Here is a 24441-nt window from a genome sequence, read left to right on the forward strand (position 1 = left end):
TCGCAGCGGTTCCGCTCGTGAAGCAAGTACGCACGGGGGCTCGCGCAGGGTGTACGCGAAAGCATGACGGAAGCACCGGGGCCGACCTGGAACACAGGCGGGCGGTTACGCGCACGCTCGTTCAATTCGGGTCACCCTTCGGCTCGCGGGCGGGCGGTCCGTGCACCTGTGCCCCGGTCGGCCGCTCGCCCCGCGCATGGTCGGGGCCCGGGGGCACGGGCCTGCGTTCCGGGTCGTCGAGCAGGATCGCCAGATGGCGCCCCACGTGGTTGTCCCACCCCTCGGGCCCCATGGCCAGCGCCTCCTTGCGCCATCTTCCGGTCCGCTCCAGCAGACCGGCCAGCCCGCGGTCCTGCACGATGTCGGCGACGGCCTCCTTGAAGGCCGGGTCGGAGCAGTCGCCGCGGTGCCAGATCATGGCCGGGACACCCGCCCGCAGGCCCGCGAGATACGCCTGCTGGCTGGAGACCGAGTCCGTGCCGGGCGGTTCGCCGAGCACCAGGCAGACGGCGTGCTCGTCCTCCTTCAGCTCCCGCTCCAGATGGAAGTGGGAGTGCCCGGGCCGGTTCCAGTACGAGTGGGTGTCGGCCGGACGCTCCTTGAAGTGCCGCCACTTGTTGTGCCAGGGGCGGTGCCAGGAGGCTCTGCGCAACCGCTCGAAGCTGCGCACCAGGACGGCGTAGTCCATCACCAACGGGGTCGGGGAGGGTGAGCCGGACTCCTTGTGCCACCACTCGACGGGTTCGCCGAGCATCTCCCACGGGAGGATGAACTCCAGCACCACCGGCTGACGCAGATCCGACCAGCGTTCCTCCGTCTGCTCTATCAGCAGTTCGACCTCGCAGGGGAGTTCGTCGCGGTGCAGATGCAGCGTCTCGCCGGGGACCGGGTGCCAGCCCTCCGCGTCCGACTGGCGCCAGTGGGAGAGGTAGTAGCGGTCGCGGTCCACGCCGTCCGGCTCGAACTGGATCATCAGATACGCCGGCATCAGCGAGGACGTCACCGGCTCGGGCGCGCCGCCGCGCTGCCACTGGGCCATCTTGTCCTCCAGACCCCAGGTGCGGGCCTGCCGGCGGTTCCAGCGGCGCAGCTGCTCGGCCGCGTCCCGCTGCCCGTCCTCGACCAGCTGGTCGGCGGCCAGGGACACGAACGCCATGCTCACCGGCAGCTCCTTCGCCACCGAGTTGTCCCCGGCCAGGCGCAGGAACACCGCCCAGCCCGTGTCGCACCACGGCGGCAGCTCCTGGGTGCGCGAACGGCTCGCCCGGCGGGCCATCGCCGCCAGCGTGGAGGCGGAGCGGATCTCCCGGAGCAGCGGCCGCAGCGGATGCAGGTCGGCCCCGTCGAAGAAGTCGACGGCCTCCCACTCGTCCACCAGCCGGCGCAGTGCCGTCACGGCGGTCGACCGCTGCTCGACGTAGCCCAGACAGCGCACCAGGCACGGCATGCCGTCCGGGACGCCCGCGCACCTCTCCACCAGATGCAGCAGCCAGGGCCGTAACGCCTCGCCGCGTAACGGCTCCACCGGCTCGCCGAGTTCCTCGCCCAGCATCGTCACCAGCAGGTCCGCGCTGCTGGTGTGCCGCATCGTGGCCGACTCCTGAAGGACGTCGACGACCTCGGCCACCAGCTCGTTGCGGACCCGTGCAGGGCTGCGCCCTTCCACCCCCGTGACCTCCCGACCGCCACCAGTCCCGCCTGAGTTACCACTGACAGTGCCGACCAGCGTACGGCCAGTCGTCCCCCCACGTCAGGGGGTCGAGGCGAGCGCCCTGCGGCTCACCGCTCGCCTTCCACCTCAGCACCCGTGACGAGCACGCCGTGGTGCGTGCCGTCCGGGGCGACGAGTTTCGGCTGGAGGGTCAGGCAGATCCGGTGCGTCCGCGACGACTCGGCCTGTGTCTCACCGCCCGCCTCCACCACCCAGAACCGCACCTTTCCCCCGGCCCCGCCCGTCCGCCCCACGGCGACGGTCGCCTCGATCTCCACCGGCCCCAGCTCGAACCGCACGGGGCCGTCGCCGCCACCGGCCAGCGCGGAGTTCAGCTCGTGCCTCAACTCCCGGATCATTTCGGCTAGTTCGACCATGCCGGGATCCTAGCCCCTGTCGTCGCGCTCCCGTCCGCCTCGCGACGCGTCGCCGGCGCGCAGGGACTCGACCGCCGGTCCGGCCGGCGTAGCGACGACCGCGTCGGCCGCCGGGAGGGTGGCCGCCGGGTCGGCGGTGCGGGTGAAGACGGCCACGGCGTAGCGGCCGCCGTCGGGGTACCCGACGGCGCCGACCTCGATGCGCGGCGTCGAACAGGGTGCCGGTCCTGGCCGGCGGCATGGACGCCGTCGAGGGGGAAGCCGGGGGCCTGGTGGGTGCGGCCGGGCCTGGTTCCGGGAGGTTTGCGAGCTGTTTCCGGGAATGCGTCGGGGCCCGCACCTGAATGGGTGCGGGCCCCGGTCTGCAATACGCGTCAGGCGGGAACGATGTTCTCGGCCTGCGGGCCCTTCTGGCCCTGCGTCACGTCGAAGGTCACCTTCTGGCCTTCCTGAAGCTCGCGGAAGCCCGAGGTGGCGATGTTCGAGTAGTGAGCGAACACGTCGGCGCCGCCACCGTCCTGCTCGATAAAGCCGAAGCCCTTTTCCGCGTTGAACCACTTCACGGTGCCAGATGCCATATTCAATCTCCCTTAAAAACGAGTGCTCCTGTCACGCTAGCACAGTCCTGGGTTTATGGCCTGGGCATTTCCGGTGCATCCGAATTCCGTTTTTGGCTGCAGACATTCTGCAGCCGCTGCGACAGATATACGTCGGCCCCGGCCCGTGGTCCTATTCCTGGCCCTTCAGCTGCCGCCGGGCCTCCGCCAGCTGGTCCTCCAGCGTGATGATGCGGCAGGCGGCGTCGATCGGGGTGCCCTGGCCGACCAGTTCGCGGGCGCGCGCGGCCATGCGCAGCTGGTGGCGGGAGTAGCGGCGGTGGCCGCCCTCCGAGCGCAACGGCTCGATCAGCCTGGCCTCGCCGAGGGCTCGCAGGAAGGCGGGCGTGGTGTCGAGGACGGCGGCGGCCCGGCCCATGGTGTAGGCGGGGTAGTCGTCGTCGTCGAGGTTGTCGACGGTGAAGGCGGGATCAGCGGGCACACGATCAGGGGGCACACAAAAACCCTAGCCTGAGCGAGGGGCGATATCTGCGTCGGCCGCAACAGAATCGCCCCCCGTCGCCCGCCCGGCGTTCAGCGGGTCGGACCCGCGATCAGAGGCCGAACTCCTGCGGCGACAGGCCCAGCACCGAGCACGCCTCCCGCAGCACCTGCTCCTCGGCCGGCGCGATGTAACCGTCCGCCCCGGCGATGACGAAGCCGGTCTGGACGACCGCACGGGCCTCCGCCGGCTTCTTCGCCGCCTTGGCGATCTCCTGCATGACCTGGTTCTTGCCCTGCGGGAAGTCGAACGTCAGCTGGTCGACGTGCTTGCTGAACCGCTGGCGCAGCTGCTCCGGCGGGAAGTTCTGCAGGACGTCGTTGTTCAGGATCAGCGACTCCATCTGCTGCCGCTCGGTCGGGTCGACATGCCCGTCCGCCGCCGCGACCAGGGCGCACATGGCCATGCTGGCATCCCGGTAGGCGCCGCTCTTCAGCTCCGTCTTCAGCGAGCTGAGCTGCGACTTCAGCGTGCTCACCAGCTGGGCCCGAGAGCCGCCGGAGGATCCGGAACCCGGCCGGCTCCGACCGCCGAACGCGCCCTGGCCCGCGGGCCCGCCGTGCCCGCCCTGTGCGCCGGAGCCGCGCGCGCCCTGGGCCTGCTGCTGCAGACCCTTGGCCTGGTCCTTGATCCGATCCCACATAGCCATCCCGTGCCACCTCGGCTTCAGCCGTGTCGTTCCGGTCGTCGGTGTGCGTGCGCACACGTCGTCGTGGCAACGCCTGCCCCGTCCCCGGAGTTCCATGGCCGCGCCCGGACGGCCCAAGGTGAGTGACGCAGATCACTCCGATGTGACGATCACTTCTGTGCGCCCCGCCGGTCGTCACCGTGTCGAACCTCAGCACTCCTCCGGCAGACAAGGACGTGACCGCATGACCGCACAGGTGAAGGGCCCCGCCGGCTACTTTCCCTCGATCGAGAAGAAGTACGGCCGTCCCGTGGCGGAGTGGAAGGACCTGATCCGCGCCTCGCCCCTGACCAGGCACATGGAGCTCGTCGCCTGGCTCAAGTCCGAGCACGGACTGGGCCACGGCCACGCCAACGCGCTCGTGGCCCACACCCTCGCCGAGGGCACCGGCAGATAGGCCCGCCCTGGCCCGGGGGGGGGGGGGGGGGGGGGGGGGGCCCCCCCCCCCCCCCCCCCCCCCCCCGCGCCCGGATCAGACGAACGCGCTCTGCCCGCTGATCGCCTTGCCGGCGATCAGCGTCTGCATCTCCTGCGTGCCCTCGTAGGAGTACAGGGCCTCGGCGTCGGCGAAGAACCGTGCGATGTCGTGGTCCAGCAGGATCCCGTTGCCGCCGAAGATCTCACGGCACCGGGCGACGACCTCGCGCATCCGGGAGGTGACGAAGGCCTTGGCGAGCGCCGAGTCCTGGTCGCGGAAGATGCCGGAGTCCTGGAGCCGGGCGAGCTGCACGAGCATGCCCCAGGACGCGGTGATGTCGCCCAGGCAGTTCACCAGGTGGTCCTGCACCAGCTGGAACCCGGCGATGGGGCGACCGAACGCATGGCGCTCCTTGGCGTACTCCAGCGCCAGTTCGCACGCGCCGATCATCACGCCGAGGGCCATCCAGGCGACGCCGCCGCGGGTCTGGCGGAGGATCTCCGCGACATCACGGAAGCCGTTGATCCGCTGGAGCCTGTTCGCCTCCGGCACCCGGACGCCGCTGAGCGTGATCCGGGCGTTCTGCACGATGCGCAGCGCGATCTTGCCCTCGATCTTCTCCGGCCGGAAGCCCGGGGTGCCCTTCTCCACGACGAAGGCCTTGACCTGGTCGTCCCCGACGTCCCTGGCGAACACCACGACGAGGTCGGCGAGGGTCGCGTTGCCGATCCACTTCTTCGCGCCGTCGAAAATCCAGGTGTCGCCCTCGCGCCTGGCGGTCGTCCGCATGCCGCCCGCGACGTCCGGGCCGCCTTCCGGCTCGGTCAGCGCGAAGGCGCCGATCTTGTCCAGGGTGGCCATCGGGGGCAGGAACCGCTCGCGTTGCTCCTCGCTGCCGCCCGCGTAGAGGGAGTAGAACCCAAGTCCGTTGTGCACGCCGAAGAACGTGCAGACGGAGGCGTCGGTGCGGGCCATCTCCATGCCCAGCATGCCGCCGAGCAGGTGGCTGACGGCCGGCTTGTGCTCACCGTAGCCCTCGTAGCCGAGCGCGATCAGACCGCTGCCGCGGAACTTCTCGATCAGCTCCGGCGGCAACTCCTCTCTGGCCCAGGCGTCGTATGCCCTCCGTCCGGGATGCCGAACGGCGTTGACAGGAGAGGCCGCCGCCTTCCATCATCATTCCACTAATCAAGTAGTTAAATGGTGGTGGATGACGTGAGTGACGGTCAGTACGCCGGGGACACGGCGTTGGAGGCCTCCGGCGTGGGGGTGCGCTACCGGCGGGGGTGGGCCCTGCGGGACTGCTCCTTCCGGCTGCCGGCCGGGCGGGTCTGCGGACTCGTCGGGCCCAACGGGGCGGGCAAGACCACGCTGTTGGGTGTCGCCGCGAACATGCTGGAGCCGACGGAGGGCACACTCCGGGTGTTCGGCGCCGCCCCCGAGTCGGCGGAGGCGGGCCGGCGCACGGCGTTCCTCGCCCAGGAGAAGCCGCTGTACCGCCGCTTCACGGTGGCCGAGACCCTGCGGCTGGGGCGGGAGCTGAACCCCGGCTGGGACCAGCGGGCCGCCGAAGACATCGTGCGGGCCGGGAACGTGCCGCCGCACGCCAGGGTCGCCACCCTCTCCGGCGGGCAGCGCACCCGCGTCGCCTTCGCGCTCGCCTTCGGCAAGCGGCCCGACCTGCTGCTCCTCGACGAGCCGATGTCCGACCTCGACCCGGTCGTACGGCACGAACTCATGGGCACGCTCATGGCCGAGGCCGCCGAGCGCGGCACCACCGTGCTGATGTCCACCCACGTCCTGGCCGAGCTGGAGAACGTCTGCGACCACCTCGTCGTCATCGCCTCCGGAGGAGTGCGCCTCGCCGGTGACGTGGACGAGCTGCTCGCCGTGCACACCCTGGTCAGCGGCGTCCGCGAGGACGAGGGCCTGCCCGCAGGCCTGGCCCGGCACACCGTCGTCGAGTCCCGCACCACCGGAAGGCAGTTCACCGCGCTCATACGTGCCGAGGGGCCGGTCACCGGCCCCTGGGACACCGTCACACCCACCATGGAGGAACTCCTGCTCGCCCATCTGCGCTCCGCCGCGGCGTCCCCGCTGATCACCCCGACCGCGCAGGTGCACGACTCCCGGACGGTGACCGCATGAGCGCCGTCACCGGCACGCCGGTCACCACCGGGACCGGGGTCCCCGCCGCCCGCCGCCTCCGGCTCGGCGGCATGACCTGGCTGGTCGGGCGCCAGCACCGGGCCGCGTTCCTGACGGTGCTCGGCGGGAGCGCGCTCCTGCTGGCGTGGATCGTCTTCCAGCGCGCCCGTCTGACCGACTTCCTGACCGGCTACGGCTGGCCCGCCAACGACCTCGCGGAACTGGGCCCGGAGTTCGAGCCCTACGCCGCCGCCTTCGGTCCCGTCTCCATCGCGCTGGGCCTGATCCCGGTGGTGCTCGGCGTGTTCGTCGGCGCCCCGCTGCTCGCGGGCGACCTGGAGCACGGCACCGCCAAGCTGGTCGCCGCCCAGAGCGCGACCCGCACCCGCTGGCTGGCCACCAAGCTGGGGCTGACCGCGCTGGTGCTCACGGTGAGCACGGTCGCGCTGTCGCTCGCGTTCGGCTGGTGGTGGGCGCCGGTCAAGGAGCAGACCACGGTCCTGGACTGGACGAGCGGTGCCGCCTTCGACACCACCGGACCCATGCTCGTCGCCCTCACCCTCTTCACCGTCGTGTGCGGTGTGGCGATCGGCGTGGTGCTGCGCCGCACGCTGACGGCGATGGTGGTCACCTTCGTGTTCACGGTCGGCGCCCGGATCGCGTGGGGCGAGGCGCGGCCGGCGCTCGGCGACGTGGTCACGGTCACCACGGACGAGGGCGTCGTCGCGGAGAACTCGTTCCCGGTCCTGCCCGACGCCGCGTACCAGATCGACCAGTCGTATCTGACCGGCAGCGGCGAGCTGCTCGGCTGGAGCACCTGCGTCCGGTCGGAGACGGAACAGGCGCGCGAGCTGTGCCTGAAGCAGGCCGACGTGGTCGGCTGGTCGGTGGACTATCTGCCGATCTCCCAGATGGCCGGCATGCAGTGGCTCGGCGCGGCGATCCTGTTCGCCCTGACCGCGGCCGTCGCGGCCTTCCTCTTCCTGTGGGGACGCAAGCGCCTCGTATGACCGTACGGGCCCCGCAGGGCGCCTACCGGCGGGTGGCGCCCTGCTTGGGGATGAGCCGCGACGAGGAGTCCCTCTCGCGCGAGGTCCGGGCGGAGGAACCGGCCGGCGGCTCCCGGCGGCCCTCCCGGGACGCGGAACCGCGGGATTCCTCGGTGCCGGGAGCCTGGAGGGGCGGGCGCGAGCGGTGCCGGGGCAGTGTCCGCCGGGGCGGACGGGTCAGCGTGATCTGCCTTACGAGCTGCTGAAAGCAGGCCAGCGCCGCCAGACCCGGCAGGGCAGCCGTCACGGTGTCGACGACCGTACGGGGGGCCTGCGCGACACATAAAAGCATCGCCGCGGTCGAAAAGAGGAGAATCACACACCAGGAGTGCACGGCCCGGCGCTGGTGGAGGGCGGCGCGCAGCACGGACAGCGAGGCCACCAGCCAGGGACCGTAGATCAGCAAGGGCCACAAGGAAACAATGCCGTCGTGAGTACGGGAAACGGAGAGGCGCAGGGGTTCGTAGACGGCCATTCCGCCGAAGAAACTCACGCTGCACGCGATGACGGCCGCCAGGGCGGCGAGAAATCTGCTGACCGCGCGGAGGGCGTTGCGGCCGACACGTTCGCGGGGCTTGCGGTGGCCTTTGGGGGAATCCCTCAGCGGTGGCAGTTCGGCCGTGATCTCCTGGAGATTGCCGAGCGGGGTGCCGGGGACGGGATCGGTGACCGAGGCGTCCGCCGCGGGAATGCCGGACGCCTCCTCCGCCAGCGCGTCCTGCAACATGAACGCGAGTTCCTCGGCGGGGTCCCAGGCGGCGTCCGGGGGAACCAGGGGGTTCGGGCCTGCCTCCGCCGGACCTCGATGCCGGCCGGTGCCATGGGTACCGGGCGGGTCGTAGGAGCCCTGCGGATCGTAGCCGCCACGAGGGTCGAAGGTGCCGCGGGAGTCATAGGTGCCGCGGGAGTCGTAGGTGCCACGGGATTCATGATTGCCATGAGTGCCATGGCTCTGTGTATACATAGCGAATTCTGGCGAATCCTGCTATTTCACCGGTGTGAAACCGGTCGCGGGCTGAGAGCCGAGCCACCTCCGGGCGAGATCGGCCTCGAGCTCGGCCATGACGTCCAGGAAATTTCGGAGAATCGGCTCGGTGGCCCGGAGAGCGACCGGAGGGCCGTCTTTGGTCAGAGTGCCGTTGATATCGGCCGAGCAGTGGGCCGGGGCCGGAATGTAAGTATAGGGACCCAGCGTCACCGCATGTCCCGCAGCCCTGCCCCCTCGCTGCTGACTCGCCAACAGGCCGAAAATACCGTCCCTGGTTGCCTTGGTCATATCCAAACTAACGGCACCCCATTCCGCCGGATGCGCAGCAAACGGGTGAAGGATTAAGGTAATAAAACGGTTGCCGCGTGTGACATAAAGTGATGACTCGCCTTACATTCTGGAGCACCGTCGATGATCGGACATCCGTGTCGGTGTGACCTGGATCACCGGTGACGGGTGCATAGCGACAGGCCCGCCGACGTCTTTACTCCAGGTGCAGGCAACCGGCGGGAGCGGGGACGGTGCGGATGGACCCGGCGGCTGCGACCGCGCGGGGCGAGCCGGAGGGCACCTCGGCGTCGGTCACCGGCCCGTGACCGCGAAACCGTGCCCCGTGGACGCCGGCGCCCACGTACCTTCGGCATACCCTGCGCCGAGCACGAACAAGGACGAACCAGTGACAGAACGAGGGACCGCCGCCGTGAAGGACCTACATCCGCTGCCCCGACGCACCCCGGTCCCGACCGATCACCCGGATCCCGTCCTGGACGTCGTCGTCCCGGTGTTCAACGAGGAGACGGACCTCGAGCCGAGCGTCCGGCGGCTGCACGCGCACCTGAGCGAAACCTTTCCCTACGCGTTCCGGATCACCATCGCCGACAACGCCAGCACCGACCGCACCCCGGAGATCGCCGCCCTGCTGGCCGGTGAACTGGCCGAGGTGGAGGGGCTGCGGCTCGACGAGAAGGGCCGCGGGCGCGCCCTGCACGCCGCCTGGTCCCGCTCGCCGGCCCCGGTGCTCGCCTACGTCGACGTGGACCTGTCGACGGAACTGGCCGCCCTGCTCCCGCTCGTCGCCCCGCTGATATCCGGGCACTCCGACATGGCGATAGGCACCCGCCTGGCCCGCGGCTCCCGCGTGGTGCGCGGCCCCAAACGGGAGATCACCTCCCGCTGCTACAACGCCCTGCTGCGCTCGACCCTCGCCGTGGGCTTCTCCGACGCGCAGTGCGGTTTCAAGGCGGTACGGCGGGACGTGGCGGAGCGGCTGCTGCCCCTGGTGCGGGACACCGGCTGGTTCTTCGACACCGAGATGCTGGTCATCGCCGAACGGGCCGGGCTGCGCATCCACGAGGTGCCGGTCGACTGGGTGGACGACCCCGACAGCCGGGTCGACATCGTCTCCACGGCACTGGCCGACCTGCGCGGCATCGCCCGGATCGGCTCGGCGCTGGCACGCGGCACCCTGCCACCGGCCGAACTGCGGCGCAGCGACGGCGCGGAGCCGTCGGGCGGGCTGGTGATGCAACTCGTGCGGTTCGCCGCCGTGGGCGTGGTGAGCACCCTCGCCCACCTGCTGCTGTACTCGCTGTTGCGCCCCGTGGTGGGGGCCCAGGCCGCCAACGCCGTGGCGCTGCTGATCTGCGCCATCGGCAACACGGCCGCGAACCGCCGCCTCACCTTCGGCATCCGCGGACCCGGCGGCGTGATGCGCCATCAGGCCAGGGGACTGGTGGTGTTCCTGCTCGGCCTGACGCTCACCAGCGGCTCGCTCGCGCTGCTGCACCAGGCGGCCCCGTCGGCCGGTCCGCGCGTCGAGCTCGCCGTACTGATCGCCGCCAACCTGACCGCGACCCTGCTGCGCTTCCTGCTCTTCCGGGCGTGGGTGTTCGGCACCCGGCCCCGGCGGCGGACGGAGCCCGGGGCCCCATGACCACGACGCTCCCCGGTCCGGCCGCCTGGAACGCGCGGCTGCCGGACCGGTCACCCGTGCCCGCACGCGGGCACCGCCTGCGCCCCGCGGCCGCTTCGGCCGGCAGAGCCTCGACGTGCTGACCTCCGTGCCCGTGGGGCGTGACGACTACCTCTTCGCCATGCCGTTCGTGGACACCCGCCGGCCTCCCCCGACGACGAGACCCCCGACGGCTCCACGCAGCCCACGCCCCCCGCCGCCACCGCTCCGGAGACCCCGCCACCGCACGCCCCAGCCACCCCGGCGGACCCCACCTCCCGGAAGTCACCCGCCGCCTCGCAGGTGCCGCCGACCCCACCGGCGCAGCCGGCCCCGCCACCGCAGCCGGCCCCGCCACCGCAGCCGGCGCCGCCCACCCCGCGGCCGCCCACCCCGCGGCCGCCCGCCCCCGGCGGCACCGCCGGTCCCCGTTCCCCGGCCGCCCCCGCCCCGGCGCGCCGGAGCAGGACCCCGTGCCCGAGCGCCCCGCCAAGCCGGTGGCACCCCGACCCGTCGTACGTCCCGCCGCGGCGCCCGACGACGTGGCGGGCAAGCCCTGCCCGGCCTGCGGCACGCCCAACCAGCCGGGCCGGCGGTTCTGCCGGCGCTGCGCGGCCGAGCTGGAGCCCGCCGCCGAGCCGGTGCCGCTGCCGTGGTGGCGGACGGTGTGGCCGTTCCGCCGCCGGGTGCGGGCGAGTTCGGGCCGTGCCTGGCGGTTCTTCGTGATCCTGGCGGTCGTGCTGGCCCTGTGCGCGGGCGGCTTCCTGCTCCTCCCCGCCGGACGCGCCCTGATCGAGGACACCCGCGACAAGCTGGGCAAGGCCAAGCCCGTGACCCCGGCGAACATCGAGGCGAGCGCGGAGGTCGCACGGCACCCGGCGACGAACACCACGGACGGGCTGAGCAACCGCTACTGAGGCGCGCCCACGGCGGGCGCCTCGGTGACGTACACCTTCCGCGAGCCGTTCCGGATGGTCGACCTGACCATCACCAACGGAGCGTCTGCGAAACCGCAGGACTACGCCCGTCAGGGGCGCGCGCTCCAGCTGGACATGGAGGTGACGACGCGGGACGGCGGGAAGCGCCACGAGGTGCTCCCGCTCAGCGACAAACCGGGTCCGCAGACGATCCCCACCGGGATCAGCGACGTGACGGCGGTCCGCCTGGTACTGCAATCGCCCGTCGGGCAGGCCCAGGGCCGCCATCTGGCCCTGGCGGAGGTGGAGTTCTTCCAGCGCGGCTGACCGGAGAGCGTGCGCCCGCCCTGCCCCGCGCCGCGGCGCGAAGGCGCCCACGCCGTCAGGCCCCGAGCCCCGTGACCCTCACCGGCCGCCCGTCGGCGGCCCGTACGGCGGCGTCGCCGCAGCAGTTGCCGAACAGGACGTGGAGCCGCTCGCCCCGATGGGCGAGGTACGCAACCGCGGCAGCCACGCGGCGAGTTCGCCCTCGTCGTACGCGTGCCGGAACCCGTCCGCCTGCTCCCGGTGCCCCAGGCGGCACCACGCCGGTGGAACCGCCCGACGGACCGCCGGCGCGGCCCTCAGCTCGGGTGGATCACCAGCAGGGCGACGTCGTCGCTCCGGTGCGCGCACTCCCGGGCGTCCCGGACGAGGGTGTCGGCGAGGGCCTCCACCGGCTGGTCGCCGGCCCGCGCGAGGCGGCCCGCGAGGTCGTCGACGACCTCGTCGAGGTCCACACCGGGGACCTCGACCAGGCCGTCGGTGTAGAGGACGAGCACGGCGCCGGGCGGCAGGGTGATCCCGGTGGCCGGGTAGGTGGCGGTGGCGTCGATGCCCAGCAGCAGGCCGGGCGGCACGCGGAGCACCTCGGTACGGCCGCCGGGGTGCCGCAGGACGGGCGGCGGATGGCCGGCGGTGGCGAGGCAGGCGCGGTGGCGCGCGAGATCGAGATGGACGTAGAGACAGCTGGTGAACAGGCCGGGGTCGAGGTCGGTGAGCAGCCGGTTGGTCCGGGTGAGGACCTCGCCGGGGCTCGACCCGGCGGTGGCGTGGACCGCCGTGCGGACCTGGCCCATGAGCGCGGCGGCCTGCACGTTGTGGCCCTGGACGTCCCCGATGGCCGCGGCGGCGGTGGTGTCGTCGAGCCGGATCAGGTCGTAGAAGTCGCCGCCGATGCCCGTGCCGTGACCGGCGGGGAGGTAGCGCGCGGCCACGTCGAGTCCGGGTATCCGGGGCAGGGTGTGGGGCAGCAGCCCGGCCTGCAGGCTGTGGGCGAGCCGGTTCGTGGCGTCGTAGAGGCGGGCGCGGTCCAGGGCCTGGGCGATCAGGCCGGCGAGTGAGGTGAGGACGGCGCGCTCCTCGACGGCGAAGGGGCGGGACCGGTCGTAGGCCAGGACCAGCGAGCCCACCGGGCGCCCGGACGTGATCAGGGGCAGGAAGGCCCAGGCGGCCATGTCGTCCTGGAGCACCGCCGGAGGGTAGGCGCGCTTCAGCCCGGCGAAGTCGGCGAAGAAGGCGGGGACGCCGGTGGTCAGGCAGCGCGCCGCCGGGGTGGCCGAGGTCAGGGGCGCGGCGTCGAAGCGGCTCATCAGGTCGGCGGAGTAGCCGCGGTGGCCGATGATCCGCAGCCTGCCCTCCTCCGCGGTCATCAGGGCGAGGGCCTGCGCTCCGGTGGCGGGCAGGACCAGGTCGGCGACCCGGTCCACCACGTCCCGCACCCCTGCCGCCTCCGTGAGGGTCGCCGCCAGATGCATCAGGTGGTAGAGCGCGGCGGCCCGGCCCCTGGCGGACGGCGGGGCGGGGCCGGGCGAGAGCGCCGCGTCCGGGGCCTGCGCCGCGAGGACGGGCGCGATCCGCACGCTGACGCCCGAGCCGTCCGGATAGAGACGGAAGGACAGCCAGCGGTCGGGTGGGCGCAGGGCGGTGAAGGACGTGGGCCGGCGGCTGACGACGGCGGCCCGGTAGCGGTCCTCGGCGACCGGGTCGTTCAGCCACGGCAGCACTTCCCAGGGCCGGGCTCCCAGCAGTTCGGGCGGGGCGGCGCCGAGGAGGGCGGCGGCGCTGGCGGTGACGAAGGCGATCCGGCCGTCCATGTCCAGCGCGCAGCAGCCGCCGGGGAGGCGCTCGGCGAACTCCTGCCCGGACTGCGTGCGGGCCGTCCAGGACGGATCGGCGCCCGGCGCGGGCACGAGGACGGGCTCGGCGTCGTGCACCACGGGGTGGCCGCTGTCGGCGGCGGTCCGCAGCATCGCTCCCATCCGCCGGCAGACCTCGCCGATCGCGTCCCGCTCCCGCTCGCGCAGCCGCGCCGGGTGCGACGCGGACCACTGGAGCACGAGCCCGCCCCACCGCGCGCCGTCGGTGGTGATCGGCGCGGCGGCCAGCACGAAGGGGTACGGCAGGACGAGGGCCATCTGCGGATAACGGCGGGCCAGCTCCTCCTGACTGCCGAGCCACACCAGACGGTGCTCGCGCACCGCGTCGGCCACCGGCGTGGTGGCACCGAGGGCGACCCGCCCCCACGGCGCGGCCACCTCCCACGGCACGCCGCTCAGCACCGCCAGCCGCAGCACCCCTCCGCCCGGTTCCGGCAGATACACGGCGCCCACGCAGGCGCCGCTGTCCCGCATCCCCTGCACCAGGGCGTCCGCGAGCGACTCCGCGTACATAAAGGGACGATACGCCCGGACGGAGGGGGTGGCACTCCGGCCGGGCGGCCGGGCCCGCCCGTGCGCCGGTGACCACCGCCACCCGGGAGGCGCGGGCGAGGGGCGGGGCGGCGCCTTTGCCGCCCCGCCCCGCCGGGGTGCGCCGGTCAGCGGACCGTCCGCGCCGCCTTCTCGATGACGTCGGTGACGGCGTCCGGGTGGGACACGCTCACCGCGTGGGAGGACGGGATCTCCGAGATCCTGGCCTTGGCACGCTCGGCCATGTAGACCTGCAGTTCCCGGGGGATGATCCGGTCCTTCGTCCCCACCACGGCCCAGGAAGGGATGGTCTTCCAAGCGGGCTCACCGGAAGGTTCGTCGAGGGCGGTGGCGGCCCCCGGACGCTGCGTGACCGCCATCACACCGGCGGTACTCGCGGGGACGTCCGCGCCGAACGCCTTGTGGAACTTGGACTGCTCGATGTAGAAGTCGACGTCCTTCGAGCCGTCGGGGTTGGTGATCGGCACGGGGCGGAGCACCTTGCCGATGACGCTGCCCTCGAACCTGCTCACCAGCTCGTTGGCGCTCTCGCCCTTCTCGGGGAGGAAGGCGTCGGCGTACACCAGCGCCTTGACGTTGCCGGAGCCGTGCGCGGCGTTGCTGATCACCGTTCCGCCGTAGGAGTGCCCGACCAGCACCACCGGCCCTTCGATGCCGGCCAGCACCGCCTTGACGGCGGCGGTGTCGATGCTCACGCCCCGCAGCGGGTTGGCCGCGGCCACCACCGGGTAGCCGTCCTGCTTCAGCCTCTTGATGACGCCGTTCCAGCTGGAGGAATCGGCGAACGCGCCGTGGACGAGCACGACGGTCGGCTTGGCGGACTTCTGGGGAGTGCTCTTGGCGGCACTCGCCGGACCCACCGACGTGGCGAAAAGCGCGGTGGCTACCGTTGCGGTGGCCATGAGCGTGAGAGGCGTGCGGGCACGCCGGAAACGCGAATGACGGTACATGAAGCGCCCTTTCGAGGCAGAGGTGTCAGCCATGCCCGATGGATGGACATGGCGCAGGTGCGGCAGGAGGCTGCCGCGGTCGGGGAGAGGCGGACCGTGGGCGGCGGGCGGGAGCCGACATGGGGGCTCGCCCCGCCTGTCCACGGTGCGCCCGCAGAGCGAGGTCCGCGCGCACCGGCGCCGAGGCGGTGAGCAGCTACGGGGCCGCGAGTCCTTCAGGCGCCGCGGGTGACGGGCGCGGAACCCTCAGTTGCCGTGGAGGACGGTACGCAGGGTGCGGACGGCCTGCTCCATCGCGGCGGTCGTGGCCTGCGTGGGCCGCAGGGGGTTGAGCATCAAGAAGTCGTGCAGGATGCCGTTGTAGCGGACGCTCGTGGTGGGAACGCCGGCCTGGGTCAGCTTGCGGGCGTAGGCCTCGCCCTCGTCCCGCAGCACGTCGTTCTCGTCGACGATGACGAGCGCGGGCGGCAGGCCCGCCAGCTCCTGCAGGCTCGCCCGCAGCGGCGAGGCGGTGATCTCCGCCCGCTGCGCGGGATCGGCTGTGTAGCAGTCCCAGAACCAGGCCATGCCCTTGGCCGTGAGGAAGGGACCGTCCGCGAACTCCCGGTAACTGTCGGTGTCCTGGGCCGCGTCGGTGACCGGGTAGTACAGCGACTGGTGCACGAAGGTCACGTCGCCGCGCTGCTTGGCCATGATGGTCAGTGCCGCGGTCATGTTGCCGCCCACGGAATCGCCGGCCACCGCCAGACGCGAGGCGTCGAGGCCTTCCTCCGCGCCCTTCGCGATGATCCACCGAGCGGTCGCGTACGCCTGCTCGATGGCGACCGGGTACCTGGCCTCGGGCGAGCGGTCGTACTCGACGAAGACCACGGCGGCGTTCGCCCCCACGGACAGCTCGCGCACCAGGCGGTCGTGGGTTGCGGCATTGCCGAGCACCCAGCCGCCGCCGTGCACGTAGAGGACGACCGGCAGGGTGCCCCGGCTGCCGGCCGGCTTGACGATCCGGACCCGCACGTCGCCCACCCCGGCGGGCACCGTGGTCCACTTCTCCTCCACGTCAGGCTTCTCCACCGGCGCCGCCTGCAGGTCGTCCAGGACCTTCCGGGCGCCCTCCGGTCCGAGTTCGTACAGGAACGGCGGGCTGGCCGTCGCATCCGCGATCTCCTGCGCCGCAGGCTCAAGAACGGGCTTGGTCATCACTGCACTCCTGGGGTTCGGCAGGCTATTTCCTTCTTTGACCCTTATGACAGGGAACCTGCGGGACGTGTGACACGGGCCGGGCGCCCGCCGGTGGGCCGTGCGCCAGCGGCACCCACGTCGCCACCCTCGCCACCCTCGCCGGCGTGCTCGGCGTGCTCGGGCCGCCCGGGAGCGCCGCGCCCGGGACGGCCACAGGTGGAGCCTTCCGGCGGCCGGCCGTGTTCTCCCGCACCGATCCGGCCCCGGCCGCCAGGAGCGCCGTGCGGCAGCCGCAACGCCTCCTTGCCGGGATCCGCCCCGTCGGCCCCGGCTGTCAGGGGTCCGGACGGCGCCCTCGGGCCCGGGGTGGCAGGGCGGCCCGGCCCGGCGATCGGGAATCACGGTTGCCGTGCCTGTTCCGTACGGCGGTCCGGGAGGTAGCGTGGTGGGGAAGGCCCCTGAAGGAGGGCGATTCGATGCCGTGGTTCGTATGGCTGCTCGCCGCCGCGGCGTTGGGCGCTGCGGAGTTCTTCACCCTGACGCTGGTCTTCGGGTTGCTGGCGGGCGCCGCGCTGGTCGCCGCCGTGGTCGCCGGTGTGGGCGTCGGCCTGCTCGGCCAGCTCCTGGCCCTGGGGGTGGCCGCGGCAGTGGGCCTCTTCGTCGTCCGCCCCGTCGCGCTGCGGCAGATGGCGCAGCAACCCCTGACACGCGAGGGCAGTGACGCGCTGATCGGCAAGCGGGCCGAGGTCGTGCAGGAGGTCACCGCCACCCGCGGCCTGATCAAACTGTCCGGCGAGGAGTGGTCCGCCCGCGCCTACGACGAAAGCCTTGTGATCCCGGTGGGAGCGCTCGTGGACGTCATGGAGATCGAAGGCGCCACGGCCCTCGTCTACCCCCGCGAGCTCCTTCCATGAACGGCTGAACACACAGCAACGGAGGCACGGTGGATCCAGTGGTCATCCTCACCCTCGTGGCGGCCATCGTCGTCGTCTTCCTGGTGGCTTCCACCGTGCGGATCGTCCCGCAGGCGCGCCGCTACAACATCGAACGCTTCGGCCGGTACCGCCGGACACTGCAACCCGGCCTGAACCTGGTCGTGCCGGTGGCGGACCGCATCAACACCAAACTCGACGTGCGCGAGCAGGTCTATTCGTCCGACCCCAGGCCGGTGATCACCGAGGACAACCTCGTGGTGAACATCGACACCGTGCTCTACTACCAGATCACCGACCCGCGGGCGGCGGCCTACGAGGTCGCCGACTACCTGCAGGCGATCGATCAGCTCACCGTGACCACGCTGCGCAACGTCATCGGCAGCATGGACCTGGAGGAGACGCTCACCTCGCGCGAGGAGATCAACTCCCGGCTCCGGGCCGTCCTCGACGACGCCACCGGCAAGTGGGGCATCCGGGTCAACCGTGTCGAGATCAAGGCCATCGATCCCCCGCACACCATCAAGGAGGCGATGGAGAAGCAGATGCGGGCCGAGCGTGACAAGCGCGCGGCGATCCTGCACGCCGAAGGGGAGCGACAGGCCAAGATCCTGACCGCGGAAGGCACGAAGCAGAAGGACATCCTGGAGGCGCAGGGCACCCAGCAGGCCATGATCCTGCGGGCGGACGGCGAGGCGAAGGCGGTGGAGCTCGTCTTCCAGGCCGTCCATCGCAACAACGCCGACCCGAAGGTCCTGGCCTACAAGTACCTCGAGACGCTCCCGCACCTGGCGAGCAGCGACAACAACACGTTCTGGGTGATCCCGGGGGAGCTGACCGAGGCGGTGCGGACCGTCACCCGTGCGTTCGGTGAAGAGTCGACGGCGGGTACCGCCGGGGCCGCGCAAGCCGAGGAAGCAGTCACCGCCGGCGCCGGCGCCGACGACACGCCCGGCGAAGCCCGTACTCCGGAACTCGACGCGGGCTGGACGGTCTCGCTCGACGCCGCCGCGGCCGCCGACGAGGCGGAGAAGCAGGCCGCGGCCGCCGTGAGCGACGCCAAGGCGGAGGCCGAGGCGGCGAGATCGCCCCAGGCGCCGCGCCGGGGTCAGACGTCCGGCGGTTGAGCCCGGCCCCGGTTGCCGAGCCGCTCGCTGAACCTGCCGGCGGCGACAGCGGTGCTCGCACGGTCGCGGTCCAGGGCGGCCTGCTGGGCGCGGGAGGTCCGCCCGGTCACCGCCGGTGCGGGCCTGCTGGGCCCGGGAGGCCGCCCGGTCACTGCCGGTGCTGATGCTGCCCCGGCGCCTGGGGCTTCGCGGCGTCCGGGTCGGCGGTCTCGCCCTGGATCACCCGGGGCGCCGCCCGGTCGTCCTCGTCCTTCATCGCCCTGGCCTCCGCCTTGAGGATCCGTGCCGACTTGCCCGCCGAGCGGGCCAGTTCGGGAAGCTTCTTCGCGCACAGGACGGCGATGACGACGATGAGGATGATCGCGAGCTCGCTCAGTCCGAACATCAGGGTCCTGTCCTTCTGGAGAGGTCGGTGGCATGTGCGCGCAGGTTGCGCGTCCACCTGAATCTACAGCACTGTAGAAATATGGGTAGACGGCCTCCGGCGCGCTTCTTCCCTACGATGTATCGCTCGATGTATCGCACATGACGCGCAGATCAGCGGAAGGGAGACAGGGCATGGCGGATGACCGGCAGCGTTCCCGGCGCCGGGGACAGGGCGAACTGGAGGCGCTGGTCCTGTCGGCTCTGCTGGAGGCGGACGGACCGGTGACGGCCGGCTGGGTGCAGGAACGGCTGGGCGGCGATCTCGCCTACACGACGGTGATCACGATCCTGACCCGGCTGCTCGCCAAGGGCGCGGTGACCCGGGAGCGGGCGGGCCGGTCCTTCGCGTGGACGCCCGCGTCGGACGAGGCGGGTCTCGCGGCGCACCGGATGCGCAAGGTGCTGGACGCCGAGAGCGACCGGGAGGCCGTGCTGGCCAGCTTCGTCACGGGGCTCGGGCCCGACGACGAGCGGCTGCTGCGCGAGCTGCTGGGTCAGTCCCGCGACGAAGGGGAAGACTGACGCCGTATGGGGGTCTTCGTCTTTCTGCCGCTGGTCCTGCCGCTGACGGCGTGGCCGATCGCGCGCCTGGCCGAGCAGCATCTGCATCCCCGCACCTCGACGAGGCTGCTGACCGGTGTCGCCGCGGTGATGGCGATGTGCAGCACGGTGTGCCTGGGGCTGGTCATGGTGGTGGGCACCGCCCAGCTGCCCGGCAACCCGCTGCCCGACGGCTGGTCGGACCCCGAGGTGCGGGCGGCGGTGCCGTACGACGAGGTCGTCGGCAAGGCGGCGATCCCGGCGCTGTGTGCCGTGGTCGTGGCCTGCGCCCGGACCCTGTGGCGGCACGGAAGGGTACGCCGACACGCACACCGCGCGCTGGCCGGGCTGCCGGGGACCACGGTGGCCGTACTGCCCGACGAGGTGCCGTACGCGTACGCGCTGCCGGGCGGCCGACGGGGCCGGGTGGTGGTGACCACCGGCCTGCTGGACCGCCTCGAACCCGCCGAGCGCCGGGCCCTGTTCGCCCATGAGAGGGCCCATCTGGCCGCCGGGCACCACCGTTTCCTGCTCGCCGTCCAACTGGCCGCGCGGGCCAACCCGTTCCTGCGCCCGCTGCGTACGGCGGTGTCGTACACCGCCGAGCGCTGGGCGGACGAGGAGGCGGCCCAGACGGTGGGCAGCCGCCGGACGGTGGCGTGCGCCATCGGCAAGGCCGCGCTGGTGTCCCGCGGCACGCCGGTCGTGACACTGGCCGGCTTCGCCGCACCGGGGCCGGTGCCGCGCCGGGTGGCCGCGCTGCTCGGGCCGGCTCCGGCGGTGCGCCGCTGGCCGTCGCTGTTCACCTCGGTGGGGCTGGCGGCGTGGTGTGCGGCTGTCGGGACGGCCGTGTCGGCGATGTCGTCCGCGAACGCGGCGGTGACGATGGTCCTCATCCTGCACGCGGCGACGCCCCTTTGAGCGTGGCACGCCCTGCGCGCGGTGGTGCCGGGGCGGGGCGCTGCCCGCGTCCCGCCCCGGCACCAGACCGACCGCCGGTCAGAGGTCGAACTCGTGCGGCGGCAGGTCGAGCGTGTAGCACGCCTCCCGGACCACGGCCTGCTCGTCCTTGTCGAAGTCGCCGTCGGCGCCGCCGATGACGATGCCGATCTGGATGACGGCACGTGCCTCGGCGGGCTTCTTCTTCGCCTTGGCGATCTCCTGCATCACGCTCACCTTGCCGAAGTCGAAATCGGCGGCCAGGCGGTTGAGGTTCTCCTCGAAACGCCGGCGCAGATCGTCGGCGGGGAAGTTCTGCAGCACCTCGTTGGTCGCGATCAGCTGGGCCACGCGCTGTCGCTCGGAGGGGTCGACGGTGCCGTCGGCAGCGGCGACGAGCGCGCACATCGCCATGCTCGCGTCGCGGAAGGCGCCGCTCTTGAGGTCGTTCTTCTTCGCCATCAGCTGGGTCTGCATCGTCGATGCGGACTCCTTGAGGCGGTCCCACAGGGCCATGAGGACTCCATTGACGGTCGTCGCCTACTTCTACAGTCTTGTAGAAGTTATCAGGAGGGGGCGGGTTCAGCCCTCCTCTTCCTCCTCCTCGCCTTCGAAGAAGTCCCCCACCTCGTCGACGACCTCGGCCGCGACCATGCCGCCGACGACCCCGGCCGCGAGCCCGGCCGCGCCCGCGGCGACGGCCGTGCCCATGCCGGGGCCGGAGTGGTGTCCGTCGTGGTGGTGGCCGTGGTGGCCGTGCCCGTGGTGGTCCTCGTGGCCGTACGCGGCGTGCGCCGCCCGGCCCTCCACCAGCAGCCGGATCCAGCCGTCGACCTCGGTGTTCCAGTCGCGGGAGTCGTGGTGGCCCACGGTGAAGCGGGTGAGCGCGTCGTGACCGGAGGAGAACAGGCCGCCGCGCTTGTCGGCCTCCAGGACCACCTCCAGACCGGCCGGGCCGGCGAGGAAGGTCAGCTCGATCTCGTTCACCTGGTGCGCGTACCGGGGAGAGGGAGTGATCTCGATCTCCTGGTAGAAGGGCAGCTGCTGCCCGGTGCCGCCGATGCGTCCGTACTCCAGGTCGGCGGAACGGAAGCCGAAGCCGAGCTGGCCGAGGGCCTCCAGGATCGCCTCCTGGGCGGGCAGCGGGCCGACGGTCAGCGGGTCGAGGTCGCCCTTGTCCCTCGCGCCCGCCACCGACAACTCGGTGCGCACGCCGAGGACGACGCCCAGCGGCTGGCCGTACAGCTCGGTGACCGGCGTCTCCCAGGGCAGCGTCACGCTGAACGGCACGGAGCGCTCCTCGCCCTCGGCGAGCCGGAAGCCGCCGCCGACGGTGAACCGCTCGAAGGTGACGGCGCCCTCGCTCTCGCCCTCGTCGTGTTCGGCCTCGACCCGGGCTACCAGCTCCAGGGTGATGTGCTCGATCTCGAAGTCGGCGGTGCCGCCCCTGAGGTGCACCTGGCCGGAGAGTGCGCCGCCGGGCCGGGCGGGGCCCGGGTCGAGGACCGTGTCGACCGTGGGGCCGCCCACGCCGAGCGAACCGAGCAGTCGTTTGAACACCATCGTGGCGTTCACTCCTTCACGTGCGTTTCCGTGGGAACAACCGGGTACGCCGGGTCGTTCTCTACAAGCGAGTAGAAGCATAGGATGGCCAGACCTGCGGGAGCGGGTGTCACGAACCCTCCAGGCGGGAAAGTCCGAAAACGGTCGACGCCCAGCGACCCACCGACCCGAGAAGGAGACACGAGCCCGCGATGGGTGAGCCTCCCAGTACCAGCCGTGCCATGCCCCGCACGCCGTCCCACGAGCACGAGGGAACGGGGGTGGCACGGTGACCGAGGTCCTGCTGCTCCTGCTGGCCCTCCTTCTCACCCTGGCCTGCGCGGTGTTCGTCGCGGCCGAGTTCTCGCTGACCACCGTCGAGCGCGGGGAACTGGAGCGCGCCGCCGAAGCCGGCGAGCGGGGCGCCGAGGGCGCGCTGAAGGCCGTACGCCGGCTGACCCTCCAGCTGTCCGGTGCCCAGCTCGGCATCACCGTCACCTCGCTGGTGATCGGCATGCTCGCCGAGCCGTCGCTGGCCGCGCTGCTGCGGGGCCCGCTCCAGGCGGCCGGCCTGGGCGGTGCCGCCTCTCCCGTGGCGACCGTGCTGGGCGTGGTCGTCTCCACCGTCGTACTGATGGTGGTCGGCGAGCTGGTGCCCAAGAACTGGGCGATCTCCCGGCCGCTGGCCGTCGCGAAGGTGGTCGCCGGGCCGCAGCGCGGCTTCACGGCCGCGTTCGGCCCGTTCATCCGGCATCTCAACGGCACCGCGAACCGTTTCGTGCGCCGCATCGGCCTGGAGCCCGCGGAGGAGCTGGCCTCCGCCCGCTCTCCCGAGGAACTCGGCGCGCTCGCCCGGCACTCGGCCGCCCGGGGCGCCCTGGAACCGGACTCCGCCGAGCTGTTCGTGCGCACCCTGCACCTCGGCGAACTGACCGCGGAGAACGTCATGACCCCGCGGGTCGACGTCAAGGCACTCGAAGCGCACGCGACGGCCGCCGACGCGGCCAACCTCACGCACGCCACCGGTCTGTCCCGCTTCCCGGTCTACCGCGACAGCCTGGACGAGGTCATGGGCACCGTCCACATCCGCGACGTCCTCGCCCTGGAACCGGGGAAGCGGCTCGTCACCCCGGTCACCGACCTGGCCACCGCGCCCCTGCTGGTCCCCGACAGCCTCACCGCCGACCGGCTGCTGGAGCGCCTGCGGGCCCATCGCACCATGGCCGTCGTCATCGACGAGTACGGCGGCACGGCGGGCGTCGCGACGATGGAGGACATCGTGGAGGAGGTCGTCGGAGAGGTCCGCGACGAGCACGACCCCGTCGAGGCCCCCAACCTGCTGCCCGCGCCCCGCAGCGGGGACGGCCGGGGCATCTGGGAGGCGGACGGCGGTGTCCGCCTCGACCAGCTCGCCGCCGAGCTGGGACTGACCGCACCCGAGGGACCGTACGAGACCGTGGCAGGCCTCGTCGCCACCCGTCTCGCCCGTATCCCGGCCGAGGGCGACACCGTCGACCTCGACGGCTGGCGGCTGGAGGTCATCGAGGTCGGCCATCACCGCGCCGACCGTGTCCGCATCACCGAACCCGCAACCGCCCGTCCGGTCCAGCTCGCAAAGGACGCCCGATGACCGCGCTGCAGCTCGCCATCGGCGCCCTGACGCTGCTGACCAACGCCTTCTTCGTCGGTGCCGAGTTCGCCCTCGTCTCCGTGCGCCGCAGCCAGATCGAACCCCGCGCCCAGGCGGGCCACAGGCGGGCGCGGTCGACCCTGTGGGCCCTGGAACACCTGTCCGCGATGATGGCCACCGCCCAGCTCGGCATCACCGTCTCCTCGCTGGTCCTCGGCGCGGTCGCCGAGCCGGCCATCGCGCACCTGCTGGAGCCCGCCTTCGAGGCGGCCCACCTGCCGCCCGCCCTGGTGCACCCGATCGCGTTCCTGATCGCGCTGACCGTGGCGACGTATCTGCACATGCTGATCGGCGAGATGGTGCCGAAGAACATCGCGCTCGCCGCCCCCGTCCCCACCGCCCTGCTGCTCGGCCCGCCCCTGGTGGCCCTCACCCGGGCCCTGCGGCCGTTCGTGTTCGGGATCAACGCCTTCGCCAACACCCTGCTGAGACTGCTCCGCGTCGAGCCGAAGGACGAGGTCGAGGCCGTCTTCACCGACGACCAGCTCGCGCGCATGGTCGTCGAGGCGGGCGAGGCCGGGCTGCTCACCCCCGCCGACGGCGAGCGCCTGCGCGACGCGCTGGAGCTGGGAACGCGGCCGGTGGGCGAGATCCTCGTCCCCGCACGGCGCATGCACACCGTCGACCACACCATCACCCCGGCCGGGCTGGAGCGTGTCGCCGCCGGCGCGGGCTACTCCCGCTTCCCGGTCACCGGCCCCGACGGCACCCTCCTCGGCTACCTGCACATCAAGGACACCCTCGGCGCGGCCGACCGCGACCGGCCGTTCCCGCCCACCGCCCTGCACCCGGTCACCCGGGTGCGCATCGACACCCCGCTCGACGACACCCTCACCGCTCTGCGGGCCGAAGGCAGCCATCTCGCGGGTGTCCTCGGCGAGGGCGGCAAGGTCATCGGCTTCGTGACGATGGAGGACGTCCTGTCCGAGCTGGTGGGACCGGCCCCGGCCGCCGCCTGACCACCGGCCGCCCCGAGCGGGTGCGTGCGACAAGCGGGAGCGGCTGCGTCAGACTCTTCACT

Annotated in this window: 25 protein-coding genes and 2 pseudogenes; 12 read left to right on the forward strand and 15 right to left on the reverse strand. The window is 72.3% G+C overall.

Going from position 1 to position 24441, the window contains the following annotated elements:
- Positions 1-121: 121 nt before the first annotated feature.
- The 6 genes from ACGF8A_RS02605 to ACGF8A_RS02630 all read right to left on the reverse strand — a co-directional run bounded on the left by ACGF8A_RS02605 (position 122) and on the right by ACGF8A_RS02630 (position 3835).
- The gene (locus tag ACGF8A_RS02605) at positions 122-1666 is read right to left on the reverse strand and encodes a hypothetical protein (protein WP_393103445.1); all 1545 of its coding nucleotides are present in this window, start codon (positions 1664-1666) and stop codon (positions 122-124) included.
- A 113-nt stretch (positions 1667-1779) separates the two neighbouring features.
- Positions 1780-2088, reverse strand: coding sequence for a trypco2 family protein (locus ACGF8A_RS02610; protein WP_393103447.1), 309 nt, complete (start codon positions 2086-2088; stop codon positions 1780-1782).
- 9 nt (positions 2089-2097) lie between these two features.
- Positions 2098-2244, reverse strand: a complete 147-nt coding sequence (locus tag ACGF8A_RS02615) for a hypothetical protein (protein WP_393103449.1) — start codon at positions 2242-2244, stop codon at positions 2098-2100.
- 218 nt (positions 2245-2462) lie between these two features.
- Positions 2463-2666 (reverse strand): cold-shock protein, encoded by a 204-nt coding sequence (locus ACGF8A_RS02620; protein ID WP_007383480.1) that lies wholly within the window; start codon positions 2664-2666, stop codon positions 2463-2465.
- A 151-nt stretch (positions 2667-2817) separates the two neighbouring features.
- Positions 2818-3063: a MerR family transcriptional regulator gene (locus tag ACGF8A_RS02625; RefSeq protein ID WP_393103832.1), complete on the reverse strand. Its 246-nt coding sequence runs from the start codon at positions 3061-3063 to the stop codon at positions 2818-2820.
- Between the two features lie 175 nt (positions 3064-3238).
- Positions 3239-3835 carry a tellurite resistance TerB family protein gene (locus ACGF8A_RS02630; protein WP_393103451.1) on the reverse strand — a complete coding sequence of 199 codons (597 nt, stop codon included), beginning with the start codon at positions 3833-3835 and terminating at the stop codon, positions 3239-3241.
- Positions 3836-4058: 223 nt separating this feature from the next.
- Between ACGF8A_RS02630 and ACGF8A_RS02635 the strand changes: the two genes are divergently transcribed.
- Complete coding sequence (locus ACGF8A_RS02635) at positions 4059-4271, forward strand: DUF4287 domain-containing protein (RefSeq protein WP_393103453.1); 213 nt, start codon at positions 4059-4061, stop codon at positions 4269-4271.
- A gap of 75 nt (positions 4272-4346) precedes the next feature.
- On the opposite strand, the pseudogene ACGF8A_RS02640 reads toward ACGF8A_RS02635, so the two are convergent.
- Positions 4347-5402: pseudogene (locus ACGF8A_RS02640) on the reverse strand (acyl-CoA dehydrogenase family protein); the annotation flags it as partial.
- Between the two features lie 90 nt (positions 5403-5492).
- On the opposite strand from ACGF8A_RS02640, the gene ACGF8A_RS02645 reads away from it, so the two are divergent.
- Positions 5493-6440, forward strand: a complete 948-nt coding sequence (locus ACGF8A_RS02645) for an ABC transporter ATP-binding protein (RefSeq protein WP_393103455.1) — start codon at positions 5493-5495, stop codon at positions 6438-6440.
- A complete protein-coding gene (locus ACGF8A_RS02650) occupies positions 6437-7450 on the forward strand; it encodes an ABC transporter (RefSeq protein WP_393103457.1) in 1014 nt (337 codons plus the stop codon). The genes ACGF8A_RS02645 and ACGF8A_RS02650 overlap by 4 nt, the downstream gene beginning before the upstream one ends.
- A 22-nt stretch (positions 7451-7472) precedes the next feature.
- Here the strand turns inward: ACGF8A_RS02650 and ACGF8A_RS02655 are convergent, their stop codons facing one another.
- Positions 7473-8453, reverse strand: a complete 981-nt coding sequence (locus ACGF8A_RS02655; RefSeq protein ID WP_393103459.1) for a hypothetical protein — start codon at positions 8451-8453, stop codon at positions 7473-7475.
- A 700-nt stretch (positions 8454-9153) separates the two neighbouring features.
- Here ACGF8A_RS02655 and ACGF8A_RS02660 point away from each other — a divergent pair.
- The 3 genes and pseudogenes from ACGF8A_RS02660 to ACGF8A_RS02670 all read left to right on the forward strand — a co-directional run.
- A complete protein-coding gene (locus ACGF8A_RS02660; protein ID WP_393103461.1) occupies positions 9154-10410 on the forward strand; it encodes a glycosyltransferase in 1257 nt (418 codons plus the stop codon).
- A 491-nt stretch (positions 10411-10901) separates the two neighbouring features.
- The gene (locus tag ACGF8A_RS02665; protein ID WP_393103463.1) at positions 10902-11345 is read left to right on the forward strand and encodes a hypothetical protein; all 444 of its coding nucleotides are present in this window, start codon (positions 10902-10904) and stop codon (positions 11343-11345) included.
- Between the two features lie 21 nt (positions 11346-11366).
- A pseudogene (locus tag ACGF8A_RS02670) lies at positions 11367-11672 on the forward strand (NADase-type glycan-binding domain-containing protein); the annotation flags it as partial.
- 55 nt (positions 11673-11727) lie between these two features.
- Here the strand turns inward: ACGF8A_RS02670 and ACGF8A_RS02675 are convergent.
- The 4 genes from ACGF8A_RS02675 to ACGF8A_RS02690 all read right to left on the reverse strand — a co-directional run bounded on the left by ACGF8A_RS02675 (position 11728) and on the right by ACGF8A_RS02690 (position 16242).
- Positions 11728-11859 carry a hypothetical protein gene (locus ACGF8A_RS02675; protein ID WP_393103465.1) on the reverse strand — a complete coding sequence of 44 codons (132 nt, stop codon included), beginning with the start codon at positions 11857-11859 and terminating at the stop codon, positions 11728-11730.
- 109 nt (positions 11860-11968) lie between these two features.
- Positions 11969-14056, reverse strand: a complete 2088-nt coding sequence (locus ACGF8A_RS02680; RefSeq protein WP_393103467.1) for a SpoIIE family protein phosphatase — start codon at positions 14054-14056, stop codon at positions 11969-11971.
- Between the two features lie 146 nt (positions 14057-14202).
- Positions 14203-15045, reverse strand: a complete 843-nt coding sequence (locus ACGF8A_RS02685) for an alpha/beta fold hydrolase (RefSeq protein WP_393103469.1) — start codon at positions 15043-15045, stop codon at positions 14203-14205.
- Between the two features lie 246 nt (positions 15046-15291).
- Entirely contained in the window at positions 15292-16242 is a 951-nt protein-coding gene (locus ACGF8A_RS02690; RefSeq protein WP_393103471.1) for an alpha/beta hydrolase, read from the reverse strand.
- A gap of 458 nt (positions 16243-16700) precedes the next feature.
- On the opposite strand from ACGF8A_RS02690, the gene ACGF8A_RS02695 reads away from it, so the two are divergent.
- Positions 16701-17138, forward strand: coding sequence for an NfeD family protein (locus ACGF8A_RS02695; RefSeq protein ID WP_393103473.1), 438 nt, complete (start codon positions 16701-16703; stop codon positions 17136-17138).
- Positions 17139-17167: 29 nt separating this feature from the next.
- On the forward strand, positions 17168-18283 hold the full coding sequence (locus ACGF8A_RS02700; RefSeq protein WP_393103475.1) for an SPFH domain-containing protein: 1116 nt from the start codon (positions 17168-17170) through the stop codon (positions 18281-18283).
- A 148-nt stretch (positions 18284-18431) separates the two neighbouring features.
- On the opposite strand, the gene ACGF8A_RS02705 is transcribed toward ACGF8A_RS02700, so the two are convergent.
- On the reverse strand, positions 18432-18668 hold the full coding sequence (locus ACGF8A_RS02705; protein ID WP_393103477.1) for a twin-arginine translocase TatA/TatE family subunit: 237 nt from the start codon (positions 18666-18668) through the stop codon (positions 18432-18434).
- A 173-nt stretch (positions 18669-18841) separates the two neighbouring features.
- Between ACGF8A_RS02705 and ACGF8A_RS02710 the strand changes: the two genes are divergently transcribed.
- Positions 18842-19231 (forward strand): BlaI/MecI/CopY family transcriptional regulator, encoded by a 390-nt coding sequence (locus ACGF8A_RS02710; protein ID WP_393103479.1) that lies wholly within the window; start codon positions 18842-18844, stop codon positions 19229-19231.
- A 6-nt stretch (positions 19232-19237) separates the two neighbouring features.
- Complete coding sequence (locus tag ACGF8A_RS02715; protein ID WP_393103481.1) at positions 19238-20170, forward strand: M56 family metallopeptidase; 933 nt, start codon at positions 19238-19240, stop codon at positions 20168-20170.
- Positions 20171-20248: 78 nt separating this feature from the next.
- On the opposite strand, the gene ACGF8A_RS02720 is transcribed toward ACGF8A_RS02715, so the two are convergent.
- Entirely contained in the window at positions 20249-20704 is a 456-nt protein-coding gene (locus tag ACGF8A_RS02720; RefSeq protein WP_393103483.1) for a tellurite resistance TerB family protein, read from the reverse strand.
- A 66-nt stretch (positions 20705-20770) separates the two neighbouring features.
- Entirely contained in the window at positions 20771-21751 is a 981-nt protein-coding gene (locus tag ACGF8A_RS02725; protein ID WP_393103485.1) for a sporulation protein, read from the reverse strand.
- Positions 21752-22019: 268 nt separating this feature from the next.
- Between ACGF8A_RS02725 and ACGF8A_RS02730 the strand changes: the two genes are divergently transcribed.
- On the forward strand, positions 22020-23360 hold the full coding sequence (locus tag ACGF8A_RS02730) for a hemolysin family protein (RefSeq protein ID WP_393103487.1): 1341 nt from the start codon (positions 22020-22022) through the stop codon (positions 23358-23360).
- Positions 23357-24379 carry a hemolysin family protein gene (locus ACGF8A_RS02735; RefSeq protein WP_393103489.1) on the forward strand — a complete coding sequence of 341 codons (1023 nt, stop codon included), beginning with the start codon at positions 23357-23359 and terminating at the stop codon, positions 24377-24379. Before ACGF8A_RS02730 ends, ACGF8A_RS02735 begins: the two co-directional genes overlap by 4 nt.
- Positions 24380-24441: the final 62 nt, after the last annotated feature.

This window comes from Streptomyces sp. NPDC047706 (assembly GCF_043204795.1).
GTDB lineage: Bacteria > Actinomycetota > Actinomycetes > Streptomycetales > Streptomycetaceae > Streptomyces.